This window comes from Actinocorallia aurantiaca (genome assembly GCF_039533685.1).
GTDB lineage: Bacteria > Actinomycetota > Actinomycetes > Streptosporangiales > Streptosporangiaceae > Actinocorallia > Actinocorallia aurantiaca.
The window spans coordinates 156919-175845 of the sequence record NZ_BAAATZ010000012.1 but is presented as its reverse complement, the minus strand read 5'-3'; the positions used below and the strand labels follow the sequence as shown (position 1 = coordinate 175845).

The window sequence follows — 18927 nt, the reverse complement described above, 5'->3', positions numbered from 1 at the left end:
GGTGAGGACGACGGGTTCCTCGGCGGCGTCGGCGGCGGGCGCCGGGGGCTTGCGGAGGAGGGAGGCGGTCAGGAGCGCCAGGCCCAGCAGGGCCCAGGCGACGAGGACGAGCAGGGGGCGGAGGGCCGCGGCGCCGTCGAAGAAGGCGACGGAGCGCATGAGGGAGGCGGTCGCGCCGGGCTGGAGGAGCTGGCCGAGGGCGCCCCAGGGCTGAGGGAGGAGTTCGGGGCCGGTGGCGGCGCCGGAGAACGGGTTGCCCAGGAAGAGGAGGGTGAGGGCTCCGACGCCGATGCCGGGAGGGCCGATGAGGGAGGCCAGGCCGGTGATGGGGGCCGCCGTCGCCAGGGACGCCAGGGCCGCGACGGCGGCGACCTCCAGGTAGGAGCCCGGGGTCAGCGACAGCCAGGTTTGGGCGACGAGTGCGGTGAGGAGGCCGCCGGCGGCGGCGAAGACCAGGACGCCCAGGATGCGGTCGCGGGCGGTGCGGCCCAGGAGGGTCAGGATGGCGGAGGCGGCGATGCCCGACATGACCAGGGGGAGGATCATCGTGGCGAAGCCGGTGCCGCGGGGGTCGTCGGGGTCGGCGGCGACGACGTCCTCGACGGCGGGCGCGGGGGTTTCGGTCCGGGCCGCGGCGAGCTGGGTGAGGGCCTGGGCGACGACCGGGCCGGCGGCGGAGGCGGTGAGGACCTTCTGGCCCTGCGGGGTGACGACGACCGCGCCGTAGACCTCCCGGTCCTGGACCGCCTCGCGGGCGGCGGCCTCGTCCGCGTAGGCCTTCACCTCGAAGGCGCCGGGCTGGGCCTGCTCCAGGCGCTGGGTCAGCTGGGTGACGACCGCGTCGGGGCCCGCGACGCCCAGGGGCACGTCGCGGGGGGCGGTGTTGACGGACGGCCAGGCGAACGCGAGGACCATCAGGGCCTGCAGGATTCCCACGGCCAGGGCGAGCGCCAGGGGGTTCGGCCGGGTTTTCATGACCGGGCTCCTATAAATCGGATGTTCGTTCTCTTTAACTGGGCCCGATGCTACGCCGGTGTGTCCGGTTGTCAAGAACGGGCATCCGTTTTATTTTGGCGGCATGCCGAAAGTCAGCCCTGAGCACCTGGAACAGCGCCGTCAGCAGATCATCGAGGCGGCGAGCCGCTGCTTCGCCGTCAAGGGGTTCAACGGCACCTCGATGCAGGACATCTTCAAGGAGTCCGGCCTGTCCGCCGGCGCGGTCTACCGCTACTTCCCGGCCAAGGCCGACCTGGTCTCGGAGATCGCCGCCGACAAGCAGGCCGCGGTCCAGTCCGTGCTGCGCGAGATGCTGGCCCGCGAGGAGCTGCCCCCGCTGCCCGAGGTCTTCCACGACTTCCTCGTGGCCTTCCTCGAGCACCTGGACGTGGACGGCAAGATCCGCCTGCTGCCCGAGGCCTGGGCCGCGGCCCTGCACGACGAACTCGTCGGCGAGATCATCAAGCGGATCCTCGTCAGTGTCCGGGGCATCTGGACGGAGTTCGCCGTTCGCTACCAGCGGGAGGGCCGCCTGTCGGCGACCGCCGACCCGGCCGCGGTCGCCGTGGTCCTCACCGGCCTCATCCCCGGCTTCGTCCTGCAGTACCTGATCGCCGGCGACATCACCCCCGACCTCGTCCGCCAGGGCCTGGAGGGCTTGCTCTCCCCCGAGTAGTCCACATAGTGATACACATTTCTCAACTCTTGAGACGTCGGGCTACAGTCGGCCCATGACGGACCACGAGAAGTACACCCATGGCCACCACGACTCGGTGCTGCGTTCCCACCGGTGGCGCACCGTCGAGAACTCCGCCGCCTACCTGGCCCCGCACCTGAGGCCGGAGGACGTCCTGCTGGACGTCGGCTGCGGCCCCGGCAGCATCACGGTCGACCTGGCCTCGCGGGTCGCGAAGGTCGTCGGCGTCGACCTGGTGGAGGAGGTGCTGGAAGAGGCGCGAGCCAGGGCCGAAGGCGTCGGCAACGTCTCCTTCCGGGCGGCCGACGTGTACGAGCTGCCGTTCGAGGACGGCGTGTTCGACGTCGTCCACGCCCACCAGACGCTGCAGCACGTGGCCGACCCCGTCCGGGCGCTGCGGGAGATGCGCCGGGTGTGCCGGCCCGGCGGGATCGTCGCGGCACGCGACTCCGACTACGCGGGGAAGGTCTGGTATCCGGCGTCCCCCGAGATCGAGGAGTGGCTGGCGCTGTACGACAGGTGCGCGCGGGCCAACGGCGGCGAGCCGAACGCGGGGCGGCATCTGCTGGCGTGGGCGCACGCGGCGGGCTTCGCCGACGTGGTCCCGTCGTCGTCCACGTGGTGCCACGCGACGGAGGAGGAGCGCCGCTGGTGGGGCGAGATGTGGCGCGACCGCATCCTGCAGTCGGTGATGGCCGAGCAGGCGCTGTCGTCGGGCTACGCCGTTCGCGAGGACCTGGAGCGCATCTCGCGGGGCTGGCAGGCGTTCGCCGACCACCCGGACGGCTGGTTCAGCCTGCTGCACGGTGAGATCTTGTGTAGAGCGTGACTTAGACGTTCTGCGCCGTTTGAGGCAATCTTGTCCCCCTATGGGGAACTTGACACTGGAACGAATATCCAAGAGCTACGGGGACCGGCGGGTTCTCGAGGAGCTCGGCTTCGAGGTCGGGGAAGGGGAGCTGTTCGGGTTCGTCGGCAGCAACGGGGCCGGCAAGACCACCACGATGCGGATCGTGCTGGGGGTGCTGGCCGCCGACTCGGGCGAGGTCCGCTGGGGCGGTGCGCCCCTGGACGAGACGACCCGGCGCACGATCGGCTACATGCCCGAAGAGCGCGGCCTCTACCCGAAGATGAAGGTGCACGAGCAGCTCGTCTACCTGGCCCGGCTGCGCGGCCGTTCCGCGCGGGACGCGCGCCGGGCGACCGACGAGTGGCTGGAACGGCTCGGCGTCGCCGAGCGCAGAGGCGACGAGGTGCAGAAGCTCAGCCTCGGCAACCAGCAGCGCGTCCAGCTCGCCGCGGCGCTCGTCCACGACCCGGAGATCCTGGTCCTGGACGAGCCCTTCTCCGGCCTGGACCCGGTGGCCGTCGACGTGATGAGCCAGGTGCTGCGCGACAAGAGCGCCGAGGGCGTGCCCGTCGTCTTCTCCAGCCACCAGCTCGACCTCGTCGAACGGCTCTGCGACCGGGTCGGCATCATCCGCGACGGCCGGATGGTCGCCGTCGGCACCACCGCCGAACTGCAGGAGCACGGCGAGGCGCGGCTGCTCTGCCGGGTGGAGGACGCGCCGGACGGCTGGGCCGACGCCGTGCCGGGCGTCCTGGCACGGGAGGGCGACCTGTTCACCCTCGCCCCCGACGCCGACGAGCAGGACCTGTTGCGCGCCGCGCTGGCGGCCGGGCGCGTCCGCGAGTTCAGCTGGCGGCGCCCGACGCTCACCGAATTGTTCCGCGACGTCGTGACGGGGGAGAAGGCGTGAACCCACTGACAGAGGTACGGCTGATCGCGGCACGGGAACTCGCCCGGCTGCGGACGAAGATGTTCGTCATCGGCACCGCGGTGATGATGGTCCTCGTGGCCGGGCTCCTGATCGGGATCAAGCTCCTGGGCGGCTCGGCGACGACGGTCGGCTTCGTGGAGAAGGGCTTCGGCGGCCAGGTCGCCGCCGTGGCCTCGGCCATGAAGTTCGACCTGGAGACCAGGGACGTCCCCTCCGAGAAGGAGGGCGAGCGGCTGGTGCGCGAAGGCGAGCTCGACGCGCTGGTGCTCGACGGTCCGCTGCGGATGGTGGTCAAGGGCGAGCCCGACGGTCAGCTGGAGGCGGCGCTGTCCGCCCTGGCCCAGCAGTCCGCTCTGAACGGCGAGCTGGCCGCGGCCGGAGTCGACCCGGCGAAGGTGAACCAGGCGGTCGCCGGGGCCACCGTCGAGGTGGTCTCCCTGGAGGGCGCGGACGAGCTGCGCGACCTCCGGATGGGCCTGGCCATGGGCCTGGCGGTCCTGCTGTTCCTCATGCTCCAGGTCTCGGGGGTCATGGTCGCCCAGGGCGTGGTCGAGGAGAAGTCCAGCCGGGTGGTGGAGCTGCTGCTCAGCTCGGTCCGCCCCTGGCAGCTCATGGCGGGCAAGGTGCTGGGGCTCGGCGTCCTCGGCTTCGTCCAGATGGGACTGGTCGTGGCGGCGGGCGTGGGGGCGCAGGTCGCCACCGGGGCGCTCGACCTGCCGGTCGGCGACCTGGCGGGGACCGTCGTGTGGTCGCTGGTCTGGTTCGTCGCCGGGTACACGCTGTACGCGCTGCTCTACGCGGCGTTCGCGGCCACGGTCTCCCGCCAGGAGGACATCGGCGGGGTGACCGCGCCCATCCAGGTCGTGCTGATGGCCGGCTACTTCATGTGCTTCACGCTGGTCCCGAGCGACCCGGACGGGCTCCTCGTGCGGATCCTGTCGTTCGTCCCGGTCTTCGCACCGCTCCTGATGCCCGTCCGCGCGGTCTTCGGGGCGCCGTGGTGGGAGCAGGCGCTCTCCCTGGGCGTGACCGTGGTGGTGGTCGTCGCGCTGGTCTGGCTCGCCGGCCGGATGTACTCCAACTCGGTGCTGCGCACCGGCGGCCGGGTCGGCCTGAAGGAGGCTATAGGCGGGGGTTCGCCAGCGCGACGTTCGTGACGTGCCCGACGGGCCCCGACAGGTCGTACATGACGCACTGGCCGGAGGCGATGCCGGCGGCCGACAGGTGGCCGCCCGCCTCCAGCCCGAGGACCTCGCCTTCGGGCAGGCGGCCGAGGCTCAGGGTGTAGTCGGCGTTGATGTAGTGCAGCCCGCTGGTGCTCCAGTGCGCTATCGGGCTGGACAGGTCCGCGGCGAGGGCGGCGCGGACGAGGGGGGAGAGCGGTTCGCCCTCGACCAGCGGGTGGGACTCGCGCAGCAGGATGCGGCGGCGCTCCGCCGCGTCCGGAGCCCCGTCGCCCTTGCCGAACCACCACACGTCGTGGGTGGAGTCCCGGCTGTTCTGGGGTTCGCCGAGCGTCTCGGGCGCGGGCACGTTCCAGGGCTCGGGCGCCCAGGAACGGCCGGGCGGCTGGTCGCCGGGCCGGAGCATGACGCAGCTCGCCCGGGCGATGGGCCCGTCCGGTCCGGTGACGGAGGCGTCGACCACCCGGATCCGGCGCCCGTCGCGCACGAGTTCGGTGGAGACGGTCAGCGGCACCAGCCTGCTGTTGCGGTACAGGTCGACCGTCAGCCGGGCCGGCCGCAGCTCGGGCGTGCCGTGTTCCCGCTCGATCGCCCGTGCCAGCAGGCCGCCCAGCAGCCGTCCGTGGAGCATGTCGGGCGCCCAGGGCCCGCGCGCGTGCGGGGCGGGCAGCAGGTCTCCGGATTCGGAGAGGGTGAAGAAGGGGGGCATGCGCCCTATGATGCCCGCGGCTCCGTGGCCCTGCCGCACCCGGGGGCGGCCCGGAGAGATCACGGCCTCCGGCACCACCGCGCCGCGGTGCCGGATGGCCGTCGGAATAGACACTATTGGTGCTGAATGTCCAGAGAGGTTTCCCTGCCATGAACTGTCTGTTAAGCAGGATGCTCTGGTTGCGACCGCACCGGGTGAGGCCGGGCGCGGGCGCCCGGCCTCGAGGGTTCAGCCGTAGCGCTTCATCTCGTGGAAGAAGCCCGGGATGGTCTGGAGGTCGCCGGAGGCGGTGACCTGGTCGTAGACGTAGCGGGCGACGGCGAGGTCGAGGACGCCGAGTCCGAAGGGGGAGAAGATGACGGGCCTGTCGGCCGGCGGGGTGGTCGCGCCGGTCAGGACGTCGTAGAGGGTGCCGTCGACGAAGTCGCGGTTGCCGGTCTTCTGCTCGGCCAGGTGAGGGGAGGTGCCGGCCTTCAGGCAGTGGTCGACGTCGTCGACGACGTTGTAGGCCGACAGGATGACCTCGGGGGAGAAGTCGCGCAGGGAGACGTGCAGGACCAGCGGGTTGTGCGCGAGCAGCTCCGGGTCGAGGATGTGGGGCTCGCCCGCGACCGTCGCCAGGACGATGAGGTCCGAGGAGGTCAGCAGGGACTCCACGGTGTCGTGGACGGTGACCGCGCCCTTCTCGGTGCGCTCGAGGTAGCCCTTGAAGCCCTCGGCGTGCTCGGGGGAGAGGTCGAAGATGCCCAGCTCGTCGAACTCCAGGCCGTTGCCCGCCAGGTAGGTGTGCAGGTAGCGGGCGATGAGGCCGACGCCGACGAAGCCCACCCTGCGCGGGGTGACGCCGCGCTTCTCCGCGAGGGTGACCGCGGCCAGGGCGGCGGACGCCGCGGTGCGGGCGGCGCTGATGATCGAGCTCTCCAGGCAGGCGAACGGGTAGCCGGTCTCGGTGTCGTTGAGGATGAGGACGGCGCTGGCGCGGGGGATGCCCGCCGCGACGTTGTCGGGGAAGGAGGAGATCCACTTGATGCCGTGCACGTTCACCTCGCCCTTGACGCTGGCGGGCAGCGCGATGATCCGGCTGTTGGGCCGGTCGGGGAAGCGCAGGAAATAGCTGTCGGGGTTGACCGTCTGGGCCTCGCCGTGCAGGCGGTAGGCCGCCTCGACCATGGCCGTCAGCTGCTTCTCGCGACCGTGGAGGGCGTTGTGCACCTGCTCTCCGGAGATGACGGAGAACGCGGGGGCCTGGGTCATGGACTGCTCCAAGGGATGTGTGGGGGGAAGGGGCGAACAAGGGCGGCGGACCCGGGGAGGGGTCCGCCGCCGAGGCGCGGGAGGGTCAGCCGCGGCCGGGGGACCCGAAGTGCTCGGCGAGCCAGTCCTCGTCGTAGATGGAGTCCAGGTAGCGTTCGCCCAGGTCCGGCGAGATGGCCACGGCCACCGGCTCCTCCCCAGGATACTTCTCGTTCAGCCAGTGCCGGGCCCCGCTGATCACGGTGCCGGTGGAGCCGCCGAACAGGAAGCCGCGGGCCGCCAGCCGGTGGCAGGTGTCGATGGTGTCGGGCTCGGCGACGTGCACCACGTCGTCGATGTAGGACTCGTCGACCAGCGCCGGCCGGGTGCTGGTGCCCAGGCCGGGGACCATGCGCCGCTCGGGGATGCCGCCGAAGGTGACCGAGCCGACCGCGTCGACCGCCACGATCGTGACGGGCCTGCCGTGCTCCTTGAAATACCGCGCGCAGCCCATGAGCGTGCCCGTGGTGCCCGCGCCGACGAACAGGACGTCGAGTTCGGGAAAGGCGCGGTCGATGGCGGGAGCGGTATGGCGGTGGTGGGCCCGCCAGTTGTTCGGATTCGCGTACTGGTTGAGCCAGACGTAGCGGTCGCCGGAGGAGCAGAGTTCCCGCACGTAATTGATGCGGCTCTCCAGATACCCGCCATTGGCGTCCTGCTGCGTGATGACCCGGACCTCGGCGCCCAGCGACCGCATCACCCGCTGGGAGGCGGTGTTGCAGCGGGGGTCGGTGATGCACACGAACCGATAGCCCTTGCTGGCGGAGATCGTGGCCAGGGCGATGCCCAGGTTGCCCGATGACGACTCCACCAGCACCGATCCCTCGGTGATCACGCCGCTGCGCTCGGCCGCGGCGATCATCTCGGCCGCGGCCTTGAGTTTCACCGAGCCGGCGAAGTTGAACCCCTCGCACTTCAAGTACAGCGGGGAATCCAGTACGGACCGTAGGTCGACGTACAGATCCTCGACGTTGAACTCCTGCGGGGAGCTGATAATAGGCACGTTGCCCGACACCCTCTGTACGACAACAACCGACTGACAAATAAAAGGCTCAGAGAAACTGGAATCCGCCTAGGCGCGTCCGAATGACCGCCACCTTTTCGGAGCCTTGGCCGCGCGCCTTCAGCCTGAAATTCTCCGATTATTCACACCCCGTTGGCTGAAAGCTGAGGCTGCCCCGAAAACCTCGCCGATCCTCCGAAAGCCCTGTGGCGTGTCTCCTCTTCTCAAGTAATGAAGTGACCCCTATCACCGTAGCGCTGATTACCGTACAGTAGGGCATCTTGCCCTGCAAGCCCCGTCTATCATCTAAAGCACACAAAATCGGCTAATCGCCGGAGGGTTGGGAGCGGATTCGTGACGATCTTGGATGGACTGCTCGAGCAGGCCGATCTGCCGGAGCTCGACATCTCCGGGGAAGAGGTCGAGTACGCGCGGAAGTTCGCCATGAGCCGCGTGCACGAGGTCGACCTGTCCGCCGCGGTCGTCACTTGGGTGGAACGTATCGCCGCAGGTGGGGACCGCCCCGCGGTGCGGGACGAGACGCGCGCGCTCGGCTATGCCGAACTGGCGGCGGAGGCCCGCCGCATCGCCGCGCTGCTGGAGCGCGAAGGGGTGCGGCCCGGCATGGTCGTGGCGGTGGGAGGCGTACGGAGCGTCACCGTCATCGCGGCCTTCCTCGCTCTGGAGCTGATCGGCGGCGTCTACGTCCCCGCCGACGCGAACTGGCCCGCCAAGCGCGTCTCGGACGTGCTGGAGCAGGCCGGCGCGGTGCTGCTGTTCAACACCGACCCCGGTGAGACCACCCCGGCCCTGGCGGAGGGCGCGGCCGCGGCCGGCGTGCGGGTCGTGCGGGCGCGCGAGGCGGCGGACTGCCCGCTCTGGGAGGGGGAGGCCAGGCTGGAGAGTCTGGACCAGCCCCGGTACATGCTCTTCACCTCCGGTTCCACGGGAAGGCCGAAGGGCGCGGTGGTCGAGCACCAGGGCATGGTCAACCACCTCTACGCCAAGATCGTCGACCTGGGGATGACGGACCGGGACGTGGTCGCGCAGACCGCTCCGCTGGGCTTCGACATCTCCATCTGGCAGATGCTCTGCCCGCTGCTCAACGGCGGGCAGGTGCATGTGGTCAGCGATGAGGTCTCCTATGACTCGGTGGCCTTCGCCGAGGTGATCGACTCACAGGAGATCACCGTCGTCGAGCTGGTCCCCACCATGGTCAGGCTGCTGCTGGACGACCTGGCCGCGCACGGAGGCGCGCGCCTGGCCGGCCTGCGCTGGATGCTGGCCACCGGCGAGGAGCTGCCGACGGAGGTGGCCCGCCGCTGGCTGCTGGAGATGCCGCAGGCGGGTCTGGTGAACGCCTACGGACCCACCGAGTGCTCCGACGACGTGACCCACCACATCGTCACGCTCGGTGACCTGGAGCTGCTGCGGCTGCCCATCGGCACCCCGGTGATCAACACCGACCTCTACGTCCTGCGCAAGGACGACGACGGCCGCTGGCACGCCTGCGAGCCGGGGGAGACCGGGGAGCTGTTCGTGGGGGGCCACGGCGTCGGCCGGGGCTACCTGGGCGATCACGAGCGCACCCGCGACGCGTTCTTCCGCTCGCCTTTCGGACCCTCCCTGACCAGCCGTCTCTACCGGACGGGCGACGCGGTCAAGGTGCTGCCCCAGGGTGCTCTGCAGTACCTGGGCCGGGTGGACCGCCAGGTGAAGGTGGCCGGCGTCCGGATGGAGCTGGGCGAGATCGAGGCGGTGCTCCAGCGGCACCCGAGCGTCGGCGCCGTGGCGGTGGTCCTGCACGACTTCGGCACAGGTGGGTAACGGGCCGATCGCCGTGGCGGCACGATTGTCACCGAGGGGTGGATCGGCCGGTGACCGGGCGGTTACTCAGCTCGTTTCTTGTCACGCCGGTGAGCAATCTCGCCCGTTAAGTTCCACTTATGGGAGGATTGCGAAGCATGTTGCATGCTGGTTGACTGTGATCCCCACTACGCATAAGTGGGGACCAGGGGCTTCACGGCGCGGACGGTGGTCGTGATCGGGCAATGGCGGCGATCGCATTCAAGCTTGTCGGAGTTGCGGGAAAGGGGCCGGGCATCCGCTTTCTTGATTGGTAATCCGTCGCGCACAGAATAAAGTCACCCTGCCATCGCGAAAGCCATTCTTCATGTCCTCTTCAGAGCTTCTCCCGCTGTCGGCCGCCCAGCAGTCCGTTTGGTATGCCCAACAACTGCACCCTGAAATCCCGTTCTGCATCGCGCAGTACATCGAGATCGAGGGCGCCTTCGATCCGGAGCTGTTCGCGGAAACGGTGAGGATCGGCGCCCACGAGGGCGAGGCATTGTGGTTCCGCCTGGTGGAGAAGGACGGAATCCCCTACCAGGCGCTCGACCGCGCCCCGCGCCCCGCGCCGTCCTTCATCGATTTCAGCGGTGAGAGGGACCCCCGCGCGGCGGCCACCGCGTGGATCGACGTGGAGATGCACAGCCCCATCGACCTGATGGGCGACGAGCTGTACGTCAGCTACATCCTGCGCCTCGCTCCCGATCTGCACTGGTGGTTCATGCGGGGCCACCACATCATGATCGACGGCTACTCGGGCGCGATCCTCAACTCGCGGGGATCAGAGGTGTACACGGCTCTGGCCCGGGGCGAGGAGTACACGCCGAAGCGGCACGGCGACTACCGCGCCATGCTGGAGGAGGAGGCCTCCTACCGCGAGTCCGAGCGGTACGAGGCGGACAAGGCCTACTGGACCGAGCGGTTCGCCGACCGGCCCGACGCCGTCTCCCTCACCAGGAAGACCGGGGGGCCCACCGACCGGTACCTGCGCCGCACCGCCATGCTCGGCTTGGAGGAGACGCGGCGCGTGGCCGCCGGCGCCCGCAGGCTGCGCACCGCCACCCCGGGCCTGGCCATCGCCGCGTCCGCCGCCCTGGTCGCCGAGACGACCGGCGCGGAGGACGTCATCCTCGGCATCGCGGTCACCGGAAGGGTCACCCGCCTGGCCAGGGAGACGCCCACCCACATGGCGTCGATCCTGCCGCTGCGGATCGACGTGCGGCCGGAGATGACGATCGAGGAGCTGACCCGGCAGGCGTCCCGTTCCACCGCCAGGCTGCTGCGCCACCAGCGCTACCGGCGCGAGGACCTCATCCGCGACCTCAACCTGGTCAACCGGCGCATCCACGGCCCGGTCATCAACATCATGGCCTACGACTACACCGCCGACTGGGGCGGGATGAAGGCCACCCAGTTCCCGCTGAGCAACGGGCCGGTCGAGGACCTGGCGATCGCCATCTTCGACGCCGCCGACGGCCGGGGCGCCCGCATCGACTTCGACGCGCACCCCGAGCTGTACACCGAGGCCGAGGTCGAGGCGCACCAGGAGCGCTATCTGCGGCTGCTCGGGGCCATGGCCGAGGCCGACCCTTCCACCAGGCTGTGCGACCTGGACCTGATGGACGAGGGCGAGCGCGAGCTGGTCCGGCGCGCCTGGAGCGACAGCGGCCTCGACGCCGAGCCCGACGCCGGGCCGCGGGCCGCCGCCGCGCCGTCCGACAAGCGGCTCGTCGCCTACGTGGTGCCCGCCCCGGGCGCGACGATCAGCTCCGAGGAGCTGCGCGCGTTCGTGCAGGAGCACCTGCCCAGCGCCATGGTCCCCTCGGCGATCATGGTGATGGACGAGCTGCCGCTGACCCCCAACGGCAAGGTCGACACCAAGAACCTCCCCAAGCCCGAACTGGCCCCGCAGACCACCGAGTACCGGGCGCCCTCCACCGAGCGCGAACGCGTCCTGTGCGCGATCGTGGGCGAACTCCTGGGCGTCGACGAAGTGGGCGTCGACGACGACTTCTTCGCCCTGGGCGGCAACTCGCTGCTGGCGATGCGGGTCGTCGCCAAGGCCAGGGCCGCGTTCGGCGTGGAGCTCCCGCTGCGGGTGCTGTTCGAGGAGCCGACCGTCGCCGGCCTGGCCGCCCAGCTGACCGGGGCCGCCCAGGCGAGGGCGGCGCTGGTCCGGGCCGAGCGTCCGGCGCAGATCCCGCTGTCCTACGCCCAGCAGCGCCTGTGGTTCCTGAACAAGTTCGAGGGGCCGTCGGCCACCTACAACATGCCGCTGGCGCTGCGGCTGACCGGCCCGCTGGACCACGCCGCGCTCCAGGACGCGCTGGCCGACGTCGTGGGCCGGCACGAGTCCCTGCGGACGGTCTTCCCCGACTCGGGCGGCACCCCGCGCCAGCAGATCCTGCCCCCCGCCGCGGCCCGCCCCCAGGTCGAGGTCGCCGACGTCACCGAGGCGGAGCTGCCCGCGGCGCTCGCCCAGGCCGCCGGATACCCCTTCGACATCTCGGTCGAGCCGCCGCTGCGCGCCCACCTGCTGCGCCTGGCCGACGACCTGCACGTCGCGGTGCTGGTCGTGCACCACGTCGCCACCGACGGCTGGTCGCTGGCGCCGCTGGCCAGGGACGTCATCACCGCCTACCTGGCCCGCGCCTCCGGCGAGGAGCCGCGCTGGGAGCCGCTGCCCGTCCAGTACGCCGACTACACGCTCTGGCAGCAGGAGCTCTTCGGCTCCGAGGACGACCCGGGCAGCCTGATGTCCCGGCAGATCGCCTACTGGAAGGAGGCCCTCGCCGGGCTTCCCGAGGAACTCGACCTGCCCGCCGACCGGCCCCGCCCCGACCAGGCCAGCTACCGGGGCGGCACCGTCCACTTCGAGCTGTCCGCCGACGTCCAGCGCCGGATCAACGAGCTGGCCGCGCAGACCCACAGCTCCCCGTTCATGGTCGCGCAGGCCGCCTACGCGGTGCTGCTGTCGCGTCTGGGAGGCGGCGAGGACATCCCCGTCGGCTCGCCGATCGCCGGACGCACCGACGAGGCACTGGACGACCTGGTCGGCATGTTCGTGAACATGCTCGTCCTGCGCACGGACGTCTCGGGCGACCCGTCCTTCCGCGCGCTCGTCTCCCGGGTCCGGGAGACCGACCTGGCCGCCTACGCCCACCAGGACCTGCCGTTCGAACGGCTCGTGGAACTGCTGAACCCGTCCCGGCACATGGGGCGCCACCCGCTGTTCCAGCACGGCCTCACCTTCCAGAACAACCCCGAGGCGCGGCTGGAGCTGGACGGCTTCACCGCGGAGCCGGAGCCGCTGCGCGCCGCCGTCTCCCGGTTCGACACGCTGTTCGTGCTCACCGAGCGGTTCGGCCCCGGCGGCGAGCCCGCCGGCCTGACGGGCGAGCTGGAGTACGCGCTCGACCTGTACGACCCCGCCACCGCACGCGGCCTGGTCTCCCGGTTCGAACTGCTGCTCACCGGGCTGCTGGCCTTCCCGGACGCCCCCATCGGCACGGCGCCGCTGCTGGCCGGTGACGAGCGCGTCACCATCCTGGAGGAGTGGTCGGGCGGCACCGTCGCGCCCGCCGCGCCCGAGGACCGGAGCACGATCCACGCGGTGTTCGAGGCCTGGGCGGCCCGGAACCCCGGGGCTCCGGCCGTCACCTACCGGGACGTCACCCTCACCTACGGGGAGCTGAACGCCCGCGCCAACCGGCTCGCCCGCAGGCTCGTCGAGCTGGGCGCCGGGCCCGAGCGGTTCGTCGCGCTGAAGCTTCCGCGCTCGGAGGAGCTGGTCGTCGCGGTCCTGGCCGTCCTCAAGACCGGCGCGGCGTACGTGCCGATCGACCCGGACTACCCGGAAGACCGCATCGCCTACACCCTCCAGGACTCCGCCCCGGTCTTCACGGTCGACGCCGAGCTGCTCGCCTCCTCGGACCTCGAGGCGTACCCCGCGGACGACCTGAACGTGCGGATGTCGCCGGACAACCCGGCGTATGTCATCTACACGTCCGGCTCCACGGGCCGCCCCAAGGGCGTCGTGGTCCCGCACCACAACGCCGTCCGGCTGATGACCTCCACCGAGCAGTGGTTCGGCTTCGGCCCGGACGACGTGTGGACGCTCTTCCACTCCTACGCGTTCGACTTCTCCGTCTGGGAGCTGTGGGGCCCGCTGCTGTACGGCGGGCGCCTCGTCGTCGTGCCGTTCGAGGTCAGCCGGTCCCCCGAGGAGTTCCTCGACCTGCTGGCCCGCGAGCGCGTCACGGTCCTCAACCAGACGCCGTCGGCGTTCTACCAGCTCATGGCGGTCGACGACGGCCGCGACCTGGCCCTGCGCCACATCGTCTTCGGCGGCGAGGCGCTCGAGCTGAAGCGCCTCTCCGACTGGTACGCGCACGGACGCGACACCGTCCTGGTGAACATGTACGGCATCACCGAGACGACCGTGCACGTCTCCTACATCGCGCTCGACGAGGCGTACTGCCAGAACGCGCCCGGCTCGGTCATCGGCGCCGGCATCCCCGACCTGAAGGTCTACGTCCTGGACGGGCGGCTCCAGCCCGTCCCGCCCGGCGTGGTGGGCGAGCTGTACGTCGCGGGCGAGGGCCTGGCGCGCGGCTACCACGGGCAGTCCGGCCTGTCGGCGTCCCGGTTCGTCGCCGACCCGTTCGGCGCGCCCGGATCGCGCATGTACCGCTCGGGCGACCTGGCCCGCTGGCAGCCCGACGGGAACCTGGAGTACCTGGGCCGCGCCGACGACCAGGTGAAGATCCGCGGCTTCCGCATCGAGCTCGGCGAGATCGAGGCGGTGCTGGCCAAGCACCCGGAGATCACCGACGTCGCCGTGGTCGTCCGGGAGGACCGGCCGGGAGACAAGCGGCTCGTCGCCTACATCGTGAACACCGCGGGCACCGAAAACGGCGAGCTCGACACCGTCGGACTGCGGGCCTTCGCCGGCCAGGACCTGCCCGACCACATGATCCCGGCCGCGTTCGTCACGCTCGAGGCGCTGCCGCTCACCGGCAACGGCAAGCTCGACCGCCGGGCGCTGCCCGCCCCGGTCGTGCGGGTCGGCGAGGGCCGCGCCCCGGCGTCCGAGCGCGAGGAGGTCTTCGCCGACCTCTTCGCCGAGGTCCTCGGCCTGTCCGAGCGGCCGGGCACCGAGGACGGGTTCTTCGACCTGGGCGGCGACTCGATCATCGCGATCCAGCTGGTGTCCCGGGCCCGGCAGTCCGGGCTGGTCGTCACCCCGCGCGAGGTGTTCCAGCACCAGACCGTCGCGGCGCTGGCCGGGCTGGCCCGCGAGGCGGGCGAGGACGACGCGGTCGAGGCCGAGCCGGAGGGCGCGGGCATCGGGCCCGTCCCGGTCACCCCGATCGTGGCGTGGCTGCGCGAGCGCGGCGGAGTCATGGACGGCTTCCACCAGTCGATGCTGCTGCGCGTCCCCGGCGAGCTGGGCGTCGACCACCTCACCGCCGCGCTGCAGGCCGTGCTCGACCACCACGACGTGCTGCGGCTGCGCATGGAGGGCTGGCAGCCCGTCGTCCAGCACGTCGGAACGGTGCGCGCCGACGGGCTGGTCCACCGGGTGGAGGTCTCCGACGGCGACTTCCAGTCCGCCGTGGACGAGCAGGTCGCGCTGGCGGCCTCCGGCCTGAACCCGGCGGAGGGCGTCATGGCCCGGCTCGTCTGGCTCGACGCCGGACCGGGAGTCCAGGGCCGGCTGCTGTTCGTACTGCACCACCTCGTGGTGGACGGCGTGTCCTGGCGCATCCTGCTGCCCGACCTCGTCACCGCGTGGGGCGCGTCCGTCATGGGGCTGGAGCCGGAGCTCGCCCCCGTGCCGACCTCCTTCCGCCGCTGGGCGCAGCGCCTCACCGCCGAGGCCACCGACCCCGGGCGCGCCGAGGAGCTCGACACCTGGCTGGACCTGGTCGAAGGCACCAACCCCAGGCTCGCCTCGCGCGCGCTCGACCCCGCGGTGGACACCGCCGAGACCGTCCGACGCATCGACCTCACCCTCGACGCGAGGACCACCGAGGCCGTGCTCACCACCGTCCCCGCGGCCTTCCACGGGCGGGTCAACGACGTGCTGCTCACCGCCCTGTCCCTGGCCGCCGCGCACTGGCGCAAGCAGCGCGGCGGGCGCGGCACCGGGCTGCTGGTCGACCTGGAGGGCCACGGCCGCGAGGAGATCGTGCCCGGCGTCGACCTGTCGCGCACCGTCGGCTGGTTCACCACCATCCACCCGGTGCGCCTGGACCCGGGCCAGGCCGAGTGGGGCGAGATCACCTCCGGCGGCGCCGCCGCGGGCCAGGCGCTCAAGCGGGTCAAGGAGCAGCTGCGGCAGGTGCCCGACAACGGCATCGGCTACGGCCTGCTGCGCCACCTCAACGAGGAGACCGCCGAGGAGCTGGAGGACCTGCCCCGGGCGCAGGTCGCGTTCAACTACCTGGGCCGCGTCGGGCAGGACGAGGGCGACTGGAGCCCCGCCCCCGAACGGCTCCCCTCGGGTGAGGACCCCCGCATGTCGGCCGCGCACGCGCTGGAGGTCAACGCCCTCACCCACGACCGCCCCGGCGGTCCCGAACTGACCGCCACCTGGTCGTGGCCCTCGGCGCTCTTCTCGGAGGAAGAGGTCCGCGGGTTCGGCGAGGCCTGGTTCGAGGCGCTGCGCGGCCTGGTCGCGCACGCCGAGGACGAGGGAGCGGGCGGCTTCACCAGCTCCGACCTGCTGGTCGAGCTGGACCAGATGGAGATCGACAAACTGCAGGCGGCATGGAGGGGCAAGTGACGGCGGGTCGCGACCTGGAGGACATCCTCCCCCTGTCCCCCCTGCAGCAGGGGTTCTTCTTCCACGCCAAATACGACGACCGGGACGTCTACACCGCGCAGCTGGTCCTGGACATGGAGGGGCCGCTGGACGCGGCGGCCCTGCGCGCCGCGGCCGAGACGCTGCTGCGCCGGCACTCCAACCTCCGGGCCGCCTTCACCGACCAGGACGTGAGCCGCCCGGTGCAGGTCGTGCCCCGCGTGGTGGACCTGCCCTGGATCGAGGCGGACGCCACCGAGGAGGAGGCCCGCGAGCTCGTCCTGGCCGAGCGCGAGCACCGGTTCGACCTGATGGAGCCGCCGCTGCTGCGGTTCGTCCTGGTCCGGCTGGGCGGGGACCGGCACAAGCTGATCTTCACCAACCACCACATCCTGCTGGACGGCTGGTCCACGCCCGTCCTGGCGACCGAGCTGTTCGCGCTGTACCTGGCGGGCGGCACCGACGAGGGCATGCCCCGCCCCACCCCCTACAAGAACTACCTCAAATGGCTGGCGGCCCAGGACCGCAAGGCCGCCGAGGCCGCCTGGCAGGAGGCCCTCGACGGCGTGGACGAGCCGACGCTCGTCGCGCCGCAGGCCGCCGACCTGCCCCCCGTCGTCCCGCACCGCGCCGCGCTGGAGCTGGACGAGTCCGTCACCAAGAAGCTGACCCGCGTCGCGCGCCGCAACGGAGTCACCATCAACACCCTGCTCCAGGCCGCGTGGGGAGTCGTCGTCGGCTCCCTGACCGGGCGCGGCGACGTGGTGTTCGGCGCGACCGTCTCCGGACGTCCCGCGGACCTGCCCGGCGTCGAGCAGATGATCGGCCTGTTCATCAACACCCTGCCGATCCGGGTGCGGCTCGACCCCTCCGACAGCCTCGCCGGGCTGCTGGAGCGGCTCCAGGAGGAGCAGACCGACCTGCTGGCCCACCACCACCTGGGACTCGCCGAGATCCAGCGCGCCACCGGGCACGGCGTCCTGTTCGACACCATGACGGTGCTGGAGAACTACCCGTTCGACCCGTCCACGATGGACGGCGCCCTCGGCGGGCTGCGCCTGACCGGCTTCGAGGCCTACGACGCCACGCACTTCCCGCTGTCGTTCGTCATCTTCCCCGGCGACAGGCTTTCGCTCCATCTGAACCACCGGCCCGACGTCTTCACCGGAGAGGACGCCGAACGGCTGCTGGACCGCGTCCGCCGGTTCCTGATGGCCGTGCTGGAGGACGCCGACCAGCCTCTGTCCGCGCTGGACCTGCTGTCGGACGGCGAGCGCGCCCGCCTGGACTCCTGGACCGGGCCGTCCTCGGAACCCTCGGCCCCCTCGGTCGTGGACCTGCTCCAGGCGCAGGCCGCGCGGATCCCGGACGAGACCGCGCTGGTCGCCGCCGACGCCTCCCTCACCTACCGGGAGCTGAACGAGCGGGCCAACCGGCTCGCCCACGAACTGCTCTCGCGGGGGATCGGAGCCGAGCAGCGGGTCGCCCTGCAGCTGCCGCGCGGCGCCGCCCTGGTCACCGCGATCTTCGGCGTGCTCAAGACCGGGGCCGCCTACGTGCCGGTCGACCCCGAATACCCCGAGGACCGCATCTCCTACATGAGGGCCGACTCCGCGCCCGTCCTGGAGATCACCCCCGAGTGGCTGGCGGAGACCGACCTGCGGGCGCGGCCCGCCGCCGACCCCGGCGTCGCGATCCCCCCGCAGGGCGCCGCCTACGTCATCTACACCTCCGGCTCCACCGGACGGCCCAAGGGCGTCGTCGTCCCGCACCGCGGCCTGGTCAACTACCACGACGGCCACGCCGAGGACTTCTGGGGACCGGCCGCGCGGAAGGCCGGACGGCGGGTGCGGTTCGCCCACACCGCGTCGTTCTCCTTCGACACCTCCTGGCACGGCCTGCTCGCGATGGTCCACGGCCAGCAGATCCACATCGTCGACGACGCCACCCGCCGGGACTCCGAAGCGCTCGTCCGGTACGTCGCCGAACACCGCATCGACCTCGTGAACACCACGCCGTCGCACTTCCAGGCACTGCGTGAGCTCGGCATCCTGGAAGCGGGCGTCTCCACCGTGCTGCTGGGCGGCGAAGCCGTCGGCGAGGCGCTGTGGGAGGAGCTCGCGGCCCTGCCCGGCCTGGACGCCCGCAACTTCTACGGGCCCACCGAGGCGACCGTCGACTTCTTCAACGGCCCGCTCGTCTCCGGCACGAGGCCGAACATCGGCAGGGCCTTCCGCAACAGCCACCCGTACGTGCTGGACGGCGCGCTGCGCCAGGTGCCCCCGGGCGTGCCCGGCGAGCTGTACGTCGCAGGGCCGATCCTGGCCCGCGGCTACCTGGGTCGTCCCGACCTGACCGCCGAGCGGTTCGTCGCCTGCCCGTTCGGGAAGCCGGGCGAGCGCATGTACCGCACCGGAGACCTGGTCCGCTGGCTGCCCGACGGCACCCTGGAGTACCTGGGCCGCGCCGACGACCAGGTGAAGATCCGCGGTTTCCGGGTGGAGCTCGGCGAGGTCGAGACCGTGCTGGAACGGCACCCCGCCGTCGCGCGGGCCGCCGTCGTGGTCCGCGAGGACAAGCCGGGGGACAGGCGGCTCGTCGCCTACGT

At 71.5% G+C, this 18927-nt stretch carries 11 protein-coding genes; 7 read left to right on the top strand and 4 right to left on the bottom strand.

What is annotated here, in order from left to right; genetic code table 11:
• The coding region (locus tag ABD327_RS15900) for a hypothetical protein (RefSeq protein WP_344451146.1) at positions 1–975 on the bottom strand (975 nt) is incomplete at its 3' end.
• A gap of 103 nt (positions 976–1078) precedes the next feature.
• On the opposite strand from ABD327_RS15900, the gene ABD327_RS15895 reads away from it, so the two are divergent.
• From ABD327_RS15895 to ABD327_RS15880, 4 genes are read left to right on the top strand one after another with little or no spacing between them, the layout of a single operon-like run.
• Positions 1079–1672, top strand: coding sequence for a TetR/AcrR family transcriptional regulator (locus ABD327_RS15895; RefSeq protein ID WP_344451145.1), 594 nt, complete (start codon positions 1079–1081; stop codon positions 1670–1672).
• Positions 1673–1727: 55 nt separating this feature from the next.
• Positions 1728–2522, top strand: a complete 795-nt coding sequence (locus ABD327_RS15890) for a class I SAM-dependent methyltransferase (RefSeq protein WP_344451144.1) — start codon at positions 1728–1730, stop codon at positions 2520–2522.
• Between the two features lie 40 nt (positions 2523–2562).
• Positions 2563–3453 (top strand): ABC transporter ATP-binding protein, encoded by an 891-nt coding sequence (locus ABD327_RS15885; RefSeq protein ID WP_344451142.1) that lies wholly within the window; start codon positions 2563–2565, stop codon positions 3451–3453.
• Positions 3450–4631: an ABC transporter permease gene (locus tag ABD327_RS15880; protein ID WP_344451141.1), complete on the top strand. Its 1182-nt coding sequence runs from the start codon at positions 3450–3452 to the stop codon at positions 4629–4631. The genes ABD327_RS15885 and ABD327_RS15880 overlap by 4 nt, the downstream gene beginning before the upstream one ends.
• Here the strand turns inward: ABD327_RS15880 and ABD327_RS15875 are convergent.
• The 3 genes from ABD327_RS15875 to sbnA form a co-directional block, all read right to left on the bottom strand.
• Positions 4597–5367, bottom strand: a complete 771-nt coding sequence (locus ABD327_RS15875) for an acyl-CoA thioesterase domain-containing protein (RefSeq protein ID WP_344451140.1) — start codon at positions 5365–5367, stop codon at positions 4597–4599. The two genes, ABD327_RS15880 and ABD327_RS15875, sit on opposite strands and share 35 nt — an antisense overlap.
• A gap of 228 nt (positions 5368–5595) precedes the next feature.
• Complete coding sequence (gene sbnB / locus ABD327_RS15870) at positions 5596–6621, bottom strand: 2,3-diaminopropionate biosynthesis protein SbnB (protein ID WP_344451139.1); 1026 nt, start codon at positions 6619–6621, stop codon at positions 5596–5598.
• Between the two features lie 85 nt (positions 6622–6706).
• Positions 6707–7663: a 2,3-diaminopropionate biosynthesis protein SbnA gene (gene sbnA / locus ABD327_RS15865; RefSeq protein WP_344451138.1), complete on the bottom strand. Its 957-nt coding sequence runs from the start codon at positions 7661–7663 to the stop codon at positions 6707–6709.
• 354 nt (positions 7664–8017) lie between these two features.
• Between sbnA and ABD327_RS15860 the strand changes: the two genes are divergently transcribed.
• From ABD327_RS15860 to ABD327_RS15850, 3 genes are all read left to right on the top strand, one after another.
• A complete protein-coding gene (locus tag ABD327_RS15860) occupies positions 8018–9490 on the top strand; it encodes an amino acid adenylation domain-containing protein (protein ID WP_344451137.1) in 1473 nt (490 codons plus the stop codon).
• Positions 9491–9836: 346 nt separating this feature from the next.
• Positions 9837–16301 (top strand): amino acid adenylation domain-containing protein, encoded by a 6465-nt coding sequence (locus ABD327_RS15855; RefSeq protein ID WP_344451136.1) that lies wholly within the window; start codon positions 9837–9839, stop codon positions 16299–16301.
• A partial coding sequence (locus ABD327_RS15850) for a non-ribosomal peptide synthetase (protein ID WP_344451135.1) occupies positions 16298–18927 on the top strand: 2630 nt, incomplete at its 3' end. The genes ABD327_RS15855 and ABD327_RS15850, both read left to right, overlap by 4 nt.

What these genes read in the sequence shown, in the direction of transcription:
- ABD327_RS15890 (WP_344451144.1), top strand. Translation starts at nt 1,728, where the DNA reads ATGACGGACCACGAGAAGTACACCCATGGCCACCACGACTCGGTGCTG.
- ABD327_RS15895 (WP_344451145.1), top strand. Translation starts at nt 1,079, where the DNA reads ATGCCGAAAGTCAGCCCTGAGCACCTGGAACAGCGCCGTCAGCAGATC.
- sbnB (WP_344451139.1), bottom strand. Translation starts at nt 6,621, where the DNA reads ATGACCCAGGCCCCCGCGTTCTCCGTCATCTCCGGAGAGCAGGTGCAC.
- ABD327_RS15885 (WP_344451142.1), top strand. Translation starts at nt 2,563, where the DNA reads ATGGGGAACTTGACACTGGAACGAATATCCAAGAGCTACGGGGACCGG.
- ABD327_RS15855 (WP_344451136.1), top strand. Translation starts at nt 9,837, where the DNA reads ATGTCCTCTTCAGAGCTTCTCCCGCTGTCGGCCGCCCAGCAGTCCGTT.
- ABD327_RS15875 (WP_344451140.1), bottom strand. Translation starts at nt 5,367, where the DNA reads ATGCCCCCCTTCTTCACCCTCTCCGAATCCGGAGACCTGCTGCCCGCC.